The organism is Nocardia asiatica NBRC 100129 (assembly GCF_000308415.1).
Classification (GTDB): Bacteria; Actinomycetota; Actinomycetes; order Mycobacteriales; family Mycobacteriaceae; genus Nocardia; species Nocardia asiatica.
The window spans coordinates 1-13887 of sequence record NZ_BAFS01000187.1; the positions used below are offsets into that span (position 1 = coordinate 1).

General features: G+C 69.6%; 11 protein-coding genes, 1 tRNA gene and 1 pseudogene. 4 read left to right on the forward strand and 9 right to left on the reverse strand.

Features of this window, described 5'->3' with window-relative positions:
- Positions 1-217 (reverse strand): annotated as a pseudogene (locus ON27_RS17905) (TerC family protein); the annotation flags it as partial.
- A 560-nt stretch (positions 218-777) separates the two neighbouring features.
- Here ON27_RS17905 and ON27_RS17910 point away from each other — a divergent pair.
- A tRNA-Leu gene (locus ON27_RS17910) sits at positions 778-854 on the forward strand.
- Between the two features lie 6 nt (positions 855-860).
- On the opposite strand, the gene ON27_RS17915 is transcribed toward ON27_RS17910, so the two are convergent.
- Together ON27_RS17915 and ON27_RS17920 are read right to left on the reverse strand one after the other, a co-directional pair.
- Complete coding sequence (locus ON27_RS17915; protein ID WP_043728306.1) at positions 861-3458, reverse strand: DNA translocase FtsK; 2598 nt, start codon at positions 3456-3458, stop codon at positions 861-863.
- Positions 3459-3720: 262 nt separating this feature from the next.
- The gene (locus tag ON27_RS17920) at positions 3721-4344 is read right to left on the reverse strand and encodes a TIGR03085 family metal-binding protein (RefSeq protein ID WP_043728351.1); all 624 of its coding nucleotides are present in this window, start codon (positions 4342-4344) and stop codon (positions 3721-3723) included.
- Positions 4345-4757: 413 nt separating this feature from the next.
- On the opposite strand from ON27_RS17920, the gene ON27_RS17925 reads away from it, so the two are divergent.
- Both ON27_RS17925 and ON27_RS17930 read left to right on the forward strand, forming a co-directional pair.
- A complete protein-coding gene (locus ON27_RS17925) occupies positions 4758-5138 on the forward strand; it encodes a DUF4189 domain-containing protein (protein ID WP_043728308.1) in 381 nt (126 codons plus the stop codon).
- 29 nt (positions 5139-5167) lie between these two features.
- Positions 5168-5725, forward strand: coding sequence for a WKL family lipoprotein (locus tag ON27_RS17930; RefSeq protein WP_043728310.1), 558 nt, complete (start codon positions 5168-5170; stop codon positions 5723-5725).
- Between the two features lie 62 nt (positions 5726-5787).
- Here the strand turns inward: ON27_RS17930 and ON27_RS17935 are convergent, their stop codons facing one another.
- Together ON27_RS17935 and dapA are read right to left on the reverse strand one after the other, a co-directional pair.
- Positions 5788-7605 (reverse strand): ribonuclease J, encoded by a 1818-nt coding sequence (locus tag ON27_RS17935; RefSeq protein ID WP_425295238.1) that lies wholly within the window; start codon positions 7603-7605, stop codon positions 5788-5790.
- Between the two features lie 173 nt (positions 7606-7778).
- Entirely contained in the window at positions 7779-8687 is a 909-nt protein-coding gene (dapA, locus tag ON27_RS17940; RefSeq protein ID WP_043728314.1) for a 4-hydroxy-tetrahydrodipicolinate synthase, read from the reverse strand.
- Positions 8688-8835: 148 nt separating this feature from the next.
- Between dapA and ON27_RS17945 the strand changes: the two genes are divergently transcribed.
- The gene (locus ON27_RS17945; protein WP_043728316.1) at positions 8836-9279 is read left to right on the forward strand and encodes a hypothetical protein; all 444 of its coding nucleotides are present in this window, start codon (positions 8836-8838) and stop codon (positions 9277-9279) included.
- Positions 9280-9289: 10 nt separating this feature from the next.
- Here ON27_RS17945 and ON27_RS17950 read toward each other — a convergent pair whose 3' ends face one another.
- The 4 genes from ON27_RS17950 to ON27_RS17965 all read right to left on the reverse strand — a co-directional run bounded on the left by ON27_RS17950 (position 9290) and on the right by ON27_RS17965 (position 13832).
- Positions 9290-10489, reverse strand: a complete 1200-nt coding sequence (locus ON27_RS17950) for a winged helix-turn-helix domain-containing protein (RefSeq protein ID WP_043728317.1) — start codon at positions 10487-10489, stop codon at positions 9290-9292.
- Between the two features lie 322 nt (positions 10490-10811).
- A complete protein-coding gene (locus ON27_RS17955; RefSeq protein WP_043728319.1) occupies positions 10812-11831 on the reverse strand; it encodes a DUF8320 family protein in 1020 nt (339 codons plus the stop codon).
- On the reverse strand, positions 11824-13101 hold the full coding sequence (locus ON27_RS17960; RefSeq protein ID WP_245559998.1) for an ATP-binding protein: 1278 nt from the start codon (positions 13099-13101) through the stop codon (positions 11824-11826). Before ON27_RS17960 ends, ON27_RS17955 begins: the two co-directional genes overlap by 8 nt.
- A gap of 11 nt (positions 13102-13112) precedes the next feature.
- A complete protein-coding gene (locus ON27_RS17965) occupies positions 13113-13832 on the reverse strand; it encodes a DNA-binding response regulator (RefSeq protein WP_373282768.1) in 720 nt (239 codons plus the stop codon).
- Positions 13833-13887 lie beyond the last annotated feature (55 nt).

Genomic DNA, 13887 nt, shown 5'->3' on the forward strand with positions numbered 1-13887 from the left:
CGAAACCCGCGTAGTACTCCCCGGCGTAGGTCGCGCCCCACTGCCAGGCCACCACGCCACCGAACAGCAGCGCGAGCCCGATGTAGACGGCGGACCAGAAGCCGGATTCCCGGAAGGATGGCTCGTGCGGCGTGCGGACGTGCGCGAAGAAGTCGAAGACGAACAGTCCGAGGATCACCACGATGGTGATCGTCCATTCGAGTGCGGTTACGTGCATGCGGTGTGCCGATCGGAAGCGAAGGTCATGATGTCCATAATGCCCGAATTGTCCGTTGCTCTTGAGTAGCGGGATGATTGCCGCCCATAATTCCACATGCGTTCACCCGGCCGTTCGCGCGACAGCCGCTCGCGGCCGACGACTGCCGCGCCCCTGAGCCGCGCCCCCTGGAACGAACCCGCCCCGGCCCGCCGCCGAGTACGCCGTAGACCGATTCCTCGCGTTTGGGAACACCTTGCAGCCCTCGAAGGACTCGACCAGGTAGGGTCTTCGGCGAAGCGAAAGCGGTTCACAACATCGGCATCCGGTGTTAGTTTCTGAGCGGCGAAGATCAGACACAGGAAGGCGAGACGATGACCGGGACAGCGCGGCAGCAGTGGTTGCCGAGTGGTGTCCGGCACTCGCGCGCCCGCACCGTGCTATCGGTCTCGTCCGTCTCTCGGCGGATGAGCGCGCGGAGCCGCCCCTGAACGTGTCTTTCGCAGACCCGTACCGAAGGGGTCACTCCGCGGCGAATCGCCGAGGAGTGGCCCCTTTTTCGTGATGCAAATTCCGATCGATCCCTCGTAGCCCAATCGGTAGAGGCGCCGGACCTAGATTCCGGGAGATGCGAGTTCGAATCTCGCCGAGGGAACCAGCCGGATCACTCCTGCGGCTCCGCGTCCCCGTCCGGTCCGCCGCCGCGGATCGACCACAGCAACCCGTCCAGTTCGTCGGGTTTGACGAGCACATCGCGCGCTTTGGAGCCCTCGCTCGGACCGACCACGCCACGGGTCTCCATGAGGTCCATCAGGCGTCCCGCCTTGGCGAAGCCGACGCGCAGCTTGCGCTGCAGCATGGAGGTGGACCCGAACTGGGAGGTGACCACGAGTTCCACCGCTTGCAGGAAGACGTCGAGATCGTCGCCGATGTCGGGATCGACATCCTTTTTCTCCCCCGGCTTCGCTGCGGTGACGCCTTCTTGATAGTCCGGTTCGGCCTGGTTCTTGGTGAAATCGACGACGGCGTGGATCTCCTCGTCGCTGATGAACGCGCCCTGCAGCCGTGTCGGCTTGCCCGCGCCCATCGGCAGGAACAAGCCGTCGCCCATGCCGATGAGCTTCTCCGCGCCGGGCTGGTCGAGGATGACGCGGGAATCGGTCAGCGACGAGGTGGCGAAGGCCAGCCGGGACGGCACATTGGTCTTGATCAGACCGGTCACCACGTCCACCGACGGCCGCTGCGTGGCCAGCACGAGGTGGATGCCCGCGGCACGGGCCTTCTGGGTGATGCGGACGATGGCGTCCTCCACGTCGCGCGGCGCGGTCATCATCAGATCGGCCAGCTCGTCGACGATGGCCAGGATGTACGGGTAGGGCCGGTAGACGCGCTCGCTGCCCAGCGGCGCGGTGATCGCCCCCGACTTCACCTTCTTGTTGAAGTCGTCGATATGGCGCACCTTGTTGGCCTGCATGTCCTGATAGCGCTGCTCCATCTCCTCGACCAGCCAGGCCAGCGCGGCCGCCGCCTTCTTCGGCTGCGTGATGATAGGCGTGATCAGGTGCGGAATACCCTCGTACGGCGTCAGTTCCACCATCTTCGGGTCGATCAGGATCATCCGCACCTCGTCCGGCGTCGCCCGCTGCAACAGCGACACCAGCATCGAGTTGACGAAGCTCGACTTACCGGAACCGGTGGAGCCCGCGACCAGCAGGTGCGGCATCTTCGCCAGATTCGCCGAGACGAATTCGCCTTCGATGTTCTTCCCCAGACCGATCACCAGCGGATGGTGGTCGGTACGGGTGGACGGCGCCTTGAGCACGTCGGCCAGGCGGACCAGCTCGCGATCGGCATTGGGCACCTCGATGCCGACGGCGGACTTGCCGGGGATCGGCGCGAGCAGCCGGACGTTCTCCGTCGCGACGGCATAGGCGATGTTGCGCGCCAGCGCGGTGATCTTCTCCACCTTCACGCCGGGCCCGAGTTCGACCTCGTAGCGCGTGACCGTCGGGCCGCGAACGAAACCGGTGACCGCGGCGTCGATCTTGAACTGCACCAGCACCTCGGTGATCGCCTCGATCATCGATTCGTTGGCGGCACTGCGCTTCTTGGGCGGATCCCCGTCGGTCAGCAGCGACAGCGGCGGCAGCGTGTAGTCGCCTTCGACTTCGCGATCGGCGACGAACTCCAACTGCTGGGGCGGCGGTGGCGTCTGGTCCTCCACCACCGGGGCGGGACGCTGCTTCTTCGGCTTCGGTTTCGGCGCGGGCTCCTCGACCGCGATCGGCTTGGCATCCCGCAGCGGGGGTTCGCCGAGCGCCTCGGTGACCGCGTCCGGAGCGCCGAACTCGTCGGGCGGGTAGTTCTCCGCGGGGGTGCGACCACGCCGCTTGGCGGTGGTGCGGTGCACCGGGAAGCCGTCGGCGTCGAAGTCGGCCGGATCGTAGTCCCGGCGCTCGCCGTCGAATTCACCGTATTCGTCGCCGGGCGCTGCGCCGAGGTAGCGACGCAGCTTGTCGGGCACCTCGCGCACCGTCGTCCCGGTCACCAGCAGTGCGCCGAAGACGATGGCCAGCAGCAGGATCGGGACCGAAAGCCAGGCTGTGAGGCCGTTGGTCAGCGGCCCGCCGGTCACGAAGCCGACGAAACCGGCTGCGCGGGAACGCCCGTGCGCGTCGGTGGGCGCGCCCGCGGCGATGTGCCACAGCCCGAGGAACGGCAGGCCGATCAGCAGGCCGCCGAGCACCAGCCGCGGCCGGATCTCGGGCCGCGGTTCGGTGCGCATCAGGACGACGGCGATCCCGGAGGCGACGAACGGCAGTCCCGCGGAGGCTGATCCGGAGATCGCGCGGATGACGCTCTCGACCCAGTGGCCGACCGGCCCGCCTGCCGACAACCACACCGCCGCCGCGATCACGGCGCTCAGGGCGATCAGAGCCAGCGCGACGCCGTCGCGCCGATGCCCGTGTTCGATCTCCCCGGCCCGGCTCAGCGTGCGCGTGGTCGCGCCGAGACCGCGGGCCAGCATGTTCCAGCCGCTGCCGATGCCGCGCCCGATCACCGCGAGCGGCGCGGTGTTCGAGGCGTTCGATGCGCGGCGCACGGGACGCCGTGCCGTGGAACCGCGTCGGCGGGGCGCCGCGCTCGCTCGCGGGGCCGCGGTACGGGGCGTGGCCGCGCGAGACCGTGCCGTGGTTGTCCTCCCCCGCGCCGATCCCGCCCGCGCCCGAGTCGTCGAGGTGCTGCGGGACTTACCTGCCATGGCCCCAGGCTAGCCGCAATCGCCCCATCCGGACCATCCGCAACACTGGTAGCGCTCCGCCTCTCCGTGCCATCGCGCCGGTCGCGGGGCCTTCACCGCCATGGAATCGCTCGAGATCCGCGCAACGATTTTCCGGACGTCCGCCCACCGAGTCGCGCTCGCGGTGGGAACAGCGTGGCGCCCGGCCTGCATCGGGATTCCGGCCCCGCGTGCCGGGTAGGTGTGCGGCGGAAGCCGGTGTGCCGCCACTACGGCCGACGCGTCAAATCGATCGGTCCGTATCCAGTACCGCCCGGACGGCCTCGGGCGATCCGGCGGTCTCCAGCCGGACCTCGTTCCGGCCGAAGGCGTGCAACACCAGTTCCGAGGGCTTTCCGATCAGCGTGACGACCTCGCCGGAATCCGACCGCACCACCGACTTCCTGCCGTCGGGCGTCGCCAACTCGACGGTGACCGGCGCCTTACGGTAGGCCATCCTGGCCATCTTGCGCAGCACCGACCACAGTTGATCCTCATCGGCCGCAGAAAGTTCGCGCGGTTGCCAACCGGCCTCGGCGCGGCGCACGTCCTCGTGATGCACGAACATCTCCGACAGATTGACCACCGCGTCCACCGGCCGCAACGGCGACCACCAGGGCGGACCGGTCCGCACCTGGTCCAGCAATTCGGGGAAGGGCTTGCGCGCCGCCTTGGCCTGCACCCGGTCGAGATACCCCGTCAGCGGCCGCAACAGGATGCCGGGCGCGGCGTCGGGCCGCCGTTCGCGAACCACCAAGTGCGCTGCCAAGTCCCGCACCGTCCACTCGCCGCAGAGCGTCCGGGCGTCCGGGCCGGCGGCCGCCATCGCCTCGACGAGACCCCTGCGTTCCCGCTGCGCCATAGTCACACCCCGAACATACCGACCACCCGGCCACGCCGCCGCGCGGCACGAGGGCCACACGTCACGGCAACCGCGGCGCCATCCCACCCTTCCCTCGCGGGGCTTCCGAGGGCAGTCACACCCGCTGTCGACCCCCGCCGCGGCACGGCGCCGCTCGGCCCGAAGCGCAACGACGTTGACCTCCAGCGGGTTTCACACGCGAGTGAGCACTTGGACTCCGGCGTCCGGGTTGCGGCAGACAGGACCCTGGGCCACACTGGATGGTAAGTCGACTCCGCGAGCAAACGCGCGTCCATATCACGAAGTTCCCGGCTCCCGCTGCCGGGAAATCTCCGGCTAGCGCAATGCGTGTCCGCTCTGTACCTTGTCACTCGGTCCATCGGGTCGTGGGCCTAATGACAAGAAGGGGCAAATCCTCCGTGAAGAAGTTTGCTACCGGTGTGGCCGCGCTCGCGGCAGTGGGTGCCGCGCTGGCCGTCAGCGCGCCCACCGCGCACGCCTACACCAACAACTACGGCGCGATCGCGCTGTCCACCTCCACCGGCTTGATCGGGTACTCCTACGACTACCCGAGCTCGTCCGCCGCGCAGCAGCGCGCCGTGAGCTCCTGCGGCGCCGCCGACTGCCAGTCGGTGGTGTGGTTCCGCAACGGCTGCGGCGCCGTGGCGTATTCCAGCGGCAGCGGCAGCTGGAGCTGGGGATACGCGGCGTCGCGGCGCAGCGCACAGAGCCAAGCGCTGCGGCACAACGATTCCGACGCCTACATCGTGCACTGGAACTGCACGTCCAACCACGGCTGATGCCCGGAATTCGAGACTTAGGAAACATCGTGAAGAATCGCATTTTCCGGACCGCCGTGGCCGTCGTCCTCACCGCGGCGGCCTGCTCGCTGACCGCCTGCGCCTCGGGCGACGACTCCTCGTCCACCAGCACCAGCGCCAACCCCAGCCATGCGGCGGGTGAGCTGGAGGGCGGCACGGACAAGGGCGACAAGGAGACCGGCTCCGCGCCGACCACCCCCTCCTCGCCCGCGCTGGCCAAGCCCTCCGTGCAGCAGCTGAACGAACGACTGCAGAAGGCGTTCGATCCCAACGTGCCGAACGCGGAGAAGATCAGCTGGATCCAGGCCGCCGAGCAGGATCCCTACCTGGTCGCCAACCTCGTCGACGCCGCGAAGAAGCAGAAGGTCACGGTCGAGGTGGTCAACGTGGGCGACCCGAAGGACGGCAAGCTCAAGGCCGACGCCAAAGTCACCATCGACGGCACCCCGGTGGACGACGCGTTCATCCAGTTCGTCTCCGAGGGTGGCCAGTGGAAGGTCGACCACACCTTCGCCTGCAACATCGTCAAGAGCGCGAAGATCGAGTCCGCGGCCTGCCAGGAGTAAGCCCCTACCGCGTGCGAAGCGCCGGGCAGCCGAAGCTGCCCGGCGCTTTTTCGTAAACGAGGTCAGACGCCGATGACGGTCGGCACGATCATCGGGCGGCGCCGATAGGTGTCGGCCACCCAGCGGCCGACCACACGGCGCACGCCTTGCGCGATCCGGTGAGTGTCGGTGACGCCCTCGCCCGCCAGCCGCAGCAGTTCGGCTTCCACCAGTTCGGCCGCGTCGAGCAGAGCGGTCGGGTCGTCGGAGAAGCCTCGTCCGCTGAGCTCCGGAGTGCTCACCGCTTTGCCGGTGGTCTCGTCGATGGCGACGGTGATCGCGATGAAACCGCCCTCCCCGAGCACCAGCCGGTCCGACAGCGTCGACTCCCCGACGTCGCCCACCGACAGCCCGTCGACGTACACGTGGCCCACCGGCACCCGGCCGACGATCGAGGCGATGCCGTCGACCAGGTCGACCACCACCCCGTCCTCGGCGAGCACCACCCGTTCCTGCGGCACACCCGTGGCCACCGCCAGCGCGGCGTTCGCGCGCAGGTGACGCCACTCGCCGTGCACCGGCATCGCATTGGTCGGCCGTACCGCGTTGTACAGGTACAGCAGTTCCCCAGCCGAGGCGTGCCCGGAGACGTGCACCTTCGCGTTCTGCTGGGTGATCACCGTGGCACCGAGCCGAGCCAGGCCGTTGACCACCGCGAACACCGAGTTCTCGTTACCCGGGATGAGCGAGGAAGCCAGCACCACGAGGTCGTCGGGACGGACGTTGATCTGCCGGTGGTCGCCCCGCGCCATCCGCGAGAGCGCCGACAGCGGCTCGCCCTGCGAGCCCGTGGAGATCAGCACCAGGCGGTGGCCGGGCAGCGTCGCGGCGACATCGAGATCGACGACCACGCCCTCGGGCACCGTGAGATAACCCAGGTCCTGGGCGATCTGCATGTTGCGCACCATCGAGCGGCCGACGAAGCACACCCGTCGCCCGTACTTCTGCGCCACGTCGACCACCTGCTGGATGCGGTGCACGTGACTGGCGAAGGACGCGACGATCACCCGGCCGCGCGCCTTGCCGATCACCGTGTCGAGTACACCGCCGATCTCACGCTCCGGCGTGACGAAGCCGGGGACCTCGGCATTGGTGGAGTCCACCAAGAACAGGTCCACGCCCTCGTCACCGAGCCGGGAGAATCCGGCCAGGTCGGTGAGCCGCCCGTCCAGCGGCAGCTGGTCGAGCTTGATGTCACCGGTGTGCAGGGCGACGCCCGCCGGAGTACGGATGGCGACGGCGAGCGCGTCGGGGATCGAGTGGTTGACCGCGAAGTACTCGCAACCGAACGGGCCGTGCGTGGTGTGCTGCCCCTCGGTCACCTCGACCAGCTTCGGATGCAGGCGGTGCTCCCGGCATTTCGCGGCGACCAGCGCGAGGGTGAACTTCGAGCCGACCACCGGGATGTCGGGCCGCAATCGCAGCAGGAACGGCACCGCGCCGATGTGGTCCTCGTGGCCGTGGGTGAGTACCACGGCCACCACGTCGTCCATCCGGTTCTCGATGGGGCGGAAGTCCGGCAGGATCAGATCGACACCGGGCTGCTGGTCCTCCGGGAACAGCACGCCGCAGTCCACGATCAGCAACTTGCCGCCGTACTCGAAAACGGTCATGTTGCGGCCGATTTCGCCGATGCCGCCCAGGGCGAACACCCGCAGGCCGTTCTCGGGCAGGGCGGGCGGGACGCCGAGACGGTCGTGGGCGGCGATCGGTTCCGCCTGCGCCGACGGCTCTTCGCCCCGTCGGGACTGCGCACGTCCACGGCCCGCGCGCCGCGACCCCGCGTCCTGCGTCCGGGGCTCCCGGCGTGCCCGTGCGGGCGCGGGATCCGCGGCGCGCACGACGGCTTCGGCCTCGACCGGCGTCTCGGGCGCCGTGGCCCGGTCGAGCGCCGGCTCGGACAGCGCGACGGGCTCGGGTGACGCGGCCTGCGTCACCCGCTCCACCGGCGCGGAGGGGGCGGGCGCTCCCGCCGGGCGGGAGGCGCTGCGGCGGCGACGGGATAGGGACTCGCTCACGAAAGCACTCCGACCGCTCGCAGGTCAGCGGCGAGCATCTCGAGCTGCTCACCGCTCGGCATCAGTTGCGGCAGTCGCGGCTCGCCGACCTCGACGCCGAGCAGCCGCAGACCGCCCTTGCTCATCGCCACGCCACCCAGTCGGGCCATCGCGGCGTGCAGTGGCAGCAGCGTGGTGTTGATCTCGCGGGCGCGCACCACCTCTCCCGCCGTGTACGCCTCCAGCAGCGCGCGCAGCCGTTCGGGCGCGAGATGACCGATGACGCTGATGAATCCGGCCGCGCCGACCGACAGCCAGGGCAGGTTGAGCGCGTCGTCACCGGAGTAGAAGGTCAGGCCGGTGCTCGCGATGAGTTCGGCGCCCATGTTCAAGTCGCCCTTGGCGTCCTTGACCGCGACGATGCGCGGGTGCTCGGCGAGCTTGCGAATGGTGTCGCTGGCGATCGGCACCACCGACCGTCCCGGGATGTCGTAGAGGGTGACCGGCAGGTCGGTAGCGTCGGCGACGGCGGTGAAGTGCGCGACGAGCCCCTCCTGCGAAGGCCGGGAGTAGTACGGCGTCACCACGAGCAAACCGTGTGCACCCGCCCGCTGCGCGTTGCGCGCGAGTTCGATCGAGTGCGCGGTGTCGTAGGTGCCCGCCCCCGCGATCACGGTCGCGCGCTCGCCCACCGCGTCGACGACGGCGCGCAGCAGGTCGGCTTTCTCCGATTCGGTGGTGGTCGGCGATTCCCCGGTGGTTCCCGAGATCGCGAGCAGGTCGACGCCGCGGTCGATCAGGCGGGCCGCGAGCGCGACCCCGGCATCGACGTCGAGCTTGCCGTCGGCGCTGAAGGGGGTCACCATCGCGACACCTACCGTGCCGGACGCACGCAGCTCCGTTGGCGTCGATTCACCGTTCTTCATGGTCAGAAAGGCTACCCGGTCCGGGACACGCCCTCGACACCGTCGTCGGCGATCAGGCCGCAACACAGACGCGAATCCATATCGGTGACGCCACCATGATGTCGAACCGCAGCTTGCTCGACATCAATAATGACGTCACACTGACATCATGGATTTGAACAAGTACACCAGCAAGCTGCGCGAGGACCTGATCGCCGCCGCGGCGCTCGGCGACGAGAAGACCCAGGCCACGGCGGCGGCACTGGCCGCGGCCACCGAAGGCCCGGCGCGCCTGATGCTGCTCGCCGCGCTCTCGGACCTCGCTGCCGAGGTCAGCGCCGCGCTCGGCGACCGCACGGTACACGTCTCGGTGGACGGCACGGACGCCGCCATCGATGTGCGCAAGAGCACCACCGGAGACGAGCCACCCACCTTCGAGGAGATGACCGGAGACATCAGCAGGGTCACACTGCGACTCGTGGAGCAGATGAAGGCGCGCGCGGAAGAGGCTGCCGCGCAGAGCGGTCAGTCACTGAACTCGTGGCTGTCCAGCGCCGTCCACGGAGCCTTGCGCGACCAGATGCGCGGGTACGGGCCCAAACGCGACAGCTGACCCACTCGCGCTACAGCAACGCGGCGAGATTGCCGCGATCACCCACGACCACCTCGTCCAGTTCGAGCCAATCGGCCAGCTCACGCAGCGCGCCACCGAGAGCGTGGGCGGTGGCCGGGGTGTCGTATCCGGGCTCGGCGAACGCGGCGGGTACCGACAACCGGCCGGCGGCACGCTCCGCGCGCAAGTCGACGCGGCCGACGAGTTCGCCGTCGAGCAGGAACGGGAAGACGTAATAGCCGTGGACCCGTTTGTGTTCCGGAGTGTAGATCTCGATGCGGTAGTGGAAGTCGAAGATCCGCTCGGTGCGGGCCCGGAAGAAGATCAGCGGGTCGAACGGGCACAGCAGGGCGGCGCCCTCGACGCGGCGCGGTGCGGGCGCGCCCGCCCGCAAGTAGGCCGGTCTGTCCCAACCCGCCACCTCCACCGGGATCAACTCACCCGCGTCCATCAGATCGGCGATGGCCGGCTCGGTCTGGCTGCGATGCAGACGGTAGTAGTCGCGTAGGTCCGCTTCGGTGCCGATACCGTGCGCGGTGGCCGCGCGCAACACCAACTCGCGGACGGCGTCCGGTTCGTCGACATCGCGCGCCAGCACCTCCGGCGGCAACACCCGTTCGGTCAGGTCGTAATGCCTGGTGAATCCGACCCGGGTGGCCACCGACAACGCGCCCGCGGCGAACAGCTGCTCGCAGATCATCTTCGTGTCACTGAGATTCCACCAAGAGCCCTTCGGCCGCGGCTTGTCCAGCTCGAGGTGGCGCTCCACCTCACCCGCCGTGGCCGCGCCCACCTCGGTGATCACATCCAGGATGTCCTTGCCCAAGGTGGGATTGCGCTCGACCACCTTGCGCATACCGGACCAGCGCCCCTGCTCGTACTTCCGCATCCGCCAGCGCAGCAGCGGCCAGTCCTCGACCGGGATGAGGGCCGCCTCGTGCGCCCAGTATTCGACCAGCGCACGCGGCCGCCGCGTGCCGTTGCTCCACGCGGCCTGATCCACCAGGGTGCGATCGTAGGGTCCGATCCGGCTGAACACCGGCGCGTAATGCGCGCGCACCACCGCCGATACCGAATCCAATTGCAGCAGCTGCGTCCGGTCCAATACTCCGAGCACCGTCCGCCGTGTGACCCGCCCCGGCCTGCGCGCCCCGAACCCTTGCGCCGCCAACGCCGTCCGCCGCGCCGCCGCCGCACCCATCTTCCGCATGACCGGAACGATGCCACGAGGCACCGACAGTGTTCGATTTTCCAGCGCCTTCGGCGCTGGGTGTGCTGTGTTTGATTGGCCGCGACTGCGTCGCGGCGTGTTCGCGGCCCCCTGGTGGCTCGCGTTCGAGCGGCCGCCGCTGGCGACTTCGTCGCGGACGCGGCGGCCGCTCGAACGCGAGCCGGGCCGCGAACGGCGCATGCACTGTCTCGCTTCGCTCGAAAGACGTGGTTGTGGTGCGCTGGGCGCGTAGGCATGGAACTCGCCACTGCGGTGCACGGTAAGGCGCGTTTCGTTGTGGCGGGAGCCTCGGGGGGAGTCCTCAGGTCGAGACGGTGACCGCGCCGGTGGCGTCGATTTCGGTGCGGCGGTCCTGGTCGGCGGCGGTGGCCAGGACGGTGGCCAGGATGCGGCGGCCGGTCGGGAGGATGCGGACGGTGACCGAGCCCTCGTTCGCGGCGTCCAGCTCCCGGGTGGCGGCGGCGATCACCTGCTGGCGCACTCGATACGGGACACCGGTGAAACCGCCGTCGTCGAGCAGGATCACCTCGACGCCGCGTGAGCGGGCTCCCCGGGCCGCGCTACTGAGCTGCTCGGTGGCCAGTTGCGGGGCGCGCAGGCCGTCGCGCAGTTCGGCTTCCAGCAGCCTGCACTGTTCGCGTTCGGCGGCGGTGAGTTCGTCGCCGTCGGCGATGCGTTCCAGGATCGGTCGCGCCACCGCGTCCAGGCAGGCCAGCTGACGGGTGCGTTCGCCATTCTCCGCGGCCATCGCGGCCTCCGCGGCGGCGCGCATGGCCGCTTCCTCGCGCAGCAGCCGGAGCGAACGCTGGGTCGGGCGCATGATCGCCACGAACAGCGAAACCCCCGCAACGGTGGCGACCGGCACGATCGAACCGATGACGACGCCCGCCCGCAGGCCCGCGACCACCCCGACCACGGCGATCACCACGCCGATCCCCGCGACACCCAACCAGGCCGCGGCGAGCCGTCCGCGCAACACCAGCACCGCGAGCACATACGACGCGGCGAACGCCGTCCACACCTGCTTCGACCAGCCGTGTTCGACGTCGAACGAGGTGAGGGTGGTGGCGAGCGGCCCGGCCGCGGCGACGAACACCGTCGCCGGCCAGGGCAGCGGATCGTCGGGCGTCATCAGCACCACGACGCCCGCCAGCGCGAGGACGACCAGCGCGGCGACCGCGGCGGCCACCGGTGATTCGGAGAAGTTCCGGATCATGTACAGCACGATGGTCGCTTCGAAAATGACCAGGAACAGCCAAGCCGCGCGGTCGCGCAGCCCCAGCAGATCCCGCAGCCCGAATTCGGTCTCCTGCTCAGCCATGTCCGCCCCACACCAGGGTCACCGTCGTCCCCTCACCCGGCTCGGATTCCACGAACCCGGCGCCGCCTGCCAGCTGACGCATGCGGCCCAGGATGCTCACCGAGATGCCGAGCCGATCGACGGGCACTGCGCTCAGGTCGAAACCCGCGCCGTCGTCGCGGAAGACGACGCGAATGCCGCCCGCGCTGATCGTCACAGTGACGGTGCGGCGCACCTCGCGCCCCGCGACCGTGGCGTGCCGCAGACTATTGCGCACGGCCTCGGCGAGTGCGGCGGCGATCGTGCTCGCGGCGTCCACCGGCAGGTGCAGATCATCGAAGCCGGCCCAGCGACGAGTGGTGAACCGGATACCGGGGTTCACCTCGTGCACGGCCGAACGGAGGAATCCGATCGCCGACTGCGCGTCCAACCGGTCGGGCTCGGTCTCCCCGACTCGGCACTCGTCGAGCTGTTCCAGCGTCCGTTCGGCTTGGCGGCGCAGCACGGGCGATTCGGTCCCGGCCCGCGAGGCGTCCAGCAGCGTGGACAGCACCGCGTCGTGGATCAGTGCGGCGAAGCGCGCGCGTTCCCGCTCCCGGGCCGCGGCACCAGCGACGGCAGCCGCCCGATTGCTCTCGATCGCCGACTCGCGATCCACGCGGGCGGCCGCGGCCCTGGCGTAGATGACGCACCACAGGAACAGCGCGCTCAGCCCCGCCGCCCGGGCGAAGTCGCCGAGCAGCGCGAGCGCTGTGGTGTCGCGCAGCACAACCAGATTCGCCAGCGCGCTGGACGCCGAGCCCACGACCAGATACGCCACCGCGAGCGGAGGTCGCCACGCGAGCACCGCCGCGAGGACGCCCAGCGCCAGCACCCGGTACAGCCACACCGAGGCCGCCTGTTCGGCGTCCGGCACGGTGTACGCGAACGGGACCACCGCCATCGCCCCGAGGAAACTCACCGCCGCCGCCCCGGCGACCCGCTGGATCACGCGTCGGCTCATGCCGACCGAGACGACCGCGAGCACCGGGAACAGTCCGAACGCCAGCACCACCTCGACGACCGTCCACCGGACGGGCACGTAGCGGCTCTGGTCGGCGATCTCGGGCAACTCGACGACCGCGGCGATCACCCCGGCGATGCCGATGGCCAGCCCGAGCCTGCGCAAGATGCGGTCAGCGGCGCCTTCGGAGGCCTTCTCCCTGGACAGCGCGACGACTCCGCTGCGCCAACGACTCGCGCGGGGCCGCTCGAGCGGAAGGGAGCGTGCGTGCGACGGGGCGTCCAGCATGCTGGACGCGATCATCCGCGGGTATGCCGCTCGGGGACCGGCAACCAGCCGTCCTCCACCGCCCGCTTGTACAGGTCGGTTTTGGTCGGCGCCGGGCGACCGGCGTCGGCGTACTTCTGCCGGATCCGGCCGAGATAGTCGTTGACCGTCTGCTCCGACAAGCCGGTCAAGCGCGCGACCCGGGATGCCTTCTCACCGGAGGCGTAGAGGGTGAGCACTTCTTCCTGGCGCGGGCTCAGGCCCACGTCGGACAGTTGCGGGTCGCCGTCGATGGCGGCCGCCCAATCGGTGGTGACCACCTGTTGGCCACTGGCGGCACGGCGCACGGCGGCGACGACGGTCGGCACGTCCTCGGATTTGCGCACCACACCCAGCACGCCCGCACGCGCGGCGGAGCGCACCAGAAAGGCGTTGTCCGCACCCGTGAAGACCAAGACCTCGATGCCGCGACCGCGCAGGGCGCGCACGTTGTCCTCGGGTGAGGAACCATCGGCCAGCCGCAGGTCCAGCACCACCAGGTCCAGCTTCGGCGCGCCGTCGGCGGCGGCGAGCAATTCCGGCACGGTGCCCGCGGTCAGCACGAGATCGAGATCGGTCTCCGGCGCAAGCATCGCGGCGAGACCGATCGCGACGGATTCATGATCCTCGACCAATCCGATCCGGCGCGGCGTGCTCTCGCCCCCTTCGGCCCACGTCACCTGGCTCTCCCATCCCGAGCTACTCGTCCACATCCCCACCGTGACAACAATCGCAGACAGTATGCCGGGTAATGGTGCGCGATGGTCA

Excerpts from the sequence above, each read along its gene's own strand:
- ON27_RS17915 (WP_043728306.1), bottom strand. The coding sequence starts at position 3,458 with ATGGCAGGTAAGTCCCGCAGCACCTCGACGACTCGGGCGCGGGCGGGA.
- dapA (WP_043728314.1), bottom strand. The coding sequence starts at position 8,687 with ATGAAGAACGGTGAATCGACGCCAACGGAGCTGCGTGCGTCCGGCACG.
- ON27_RS17945 (WP_043728316.1), top strand. The coding sequence starts at position 8,836 with ATGGATTTGAACAAGTACACCAGCAAGCTGCGCGAGGACCTGATCGCC.
- ON27_RS17950 (WP_043728317.1), bottom strand. The coding sequence starts at position 10,489 with ATGCGGAAGATGGGTGCGGCGGCGGCGCGGCGGACGGCGTTGGCGGCG.
- ON27_RS17955 (WP_043728319.1), bottom strand. The coding sequence starts at position 11,831 with ATGGCTGAGCAGGAGACCGAATTCGGGCTGCGGGATCTGCTGGGGCTG.
- ON27_RS17960 (WP_245559998.1), bottom strand. The coding sequence starts at position 13,101 with ATGCTGGACGCCCCGTCGCACGCACGCTCCCTTCCGCTCGAGCGGCCC.
- ON27_RS17965 (WP_373282768.1), bottom strand. The coding sequence starts at position 13,832 with ATGTGGACGAGTAGCTCGGGATGGGAGAGCCAGGTGACGTGGGCCGAA.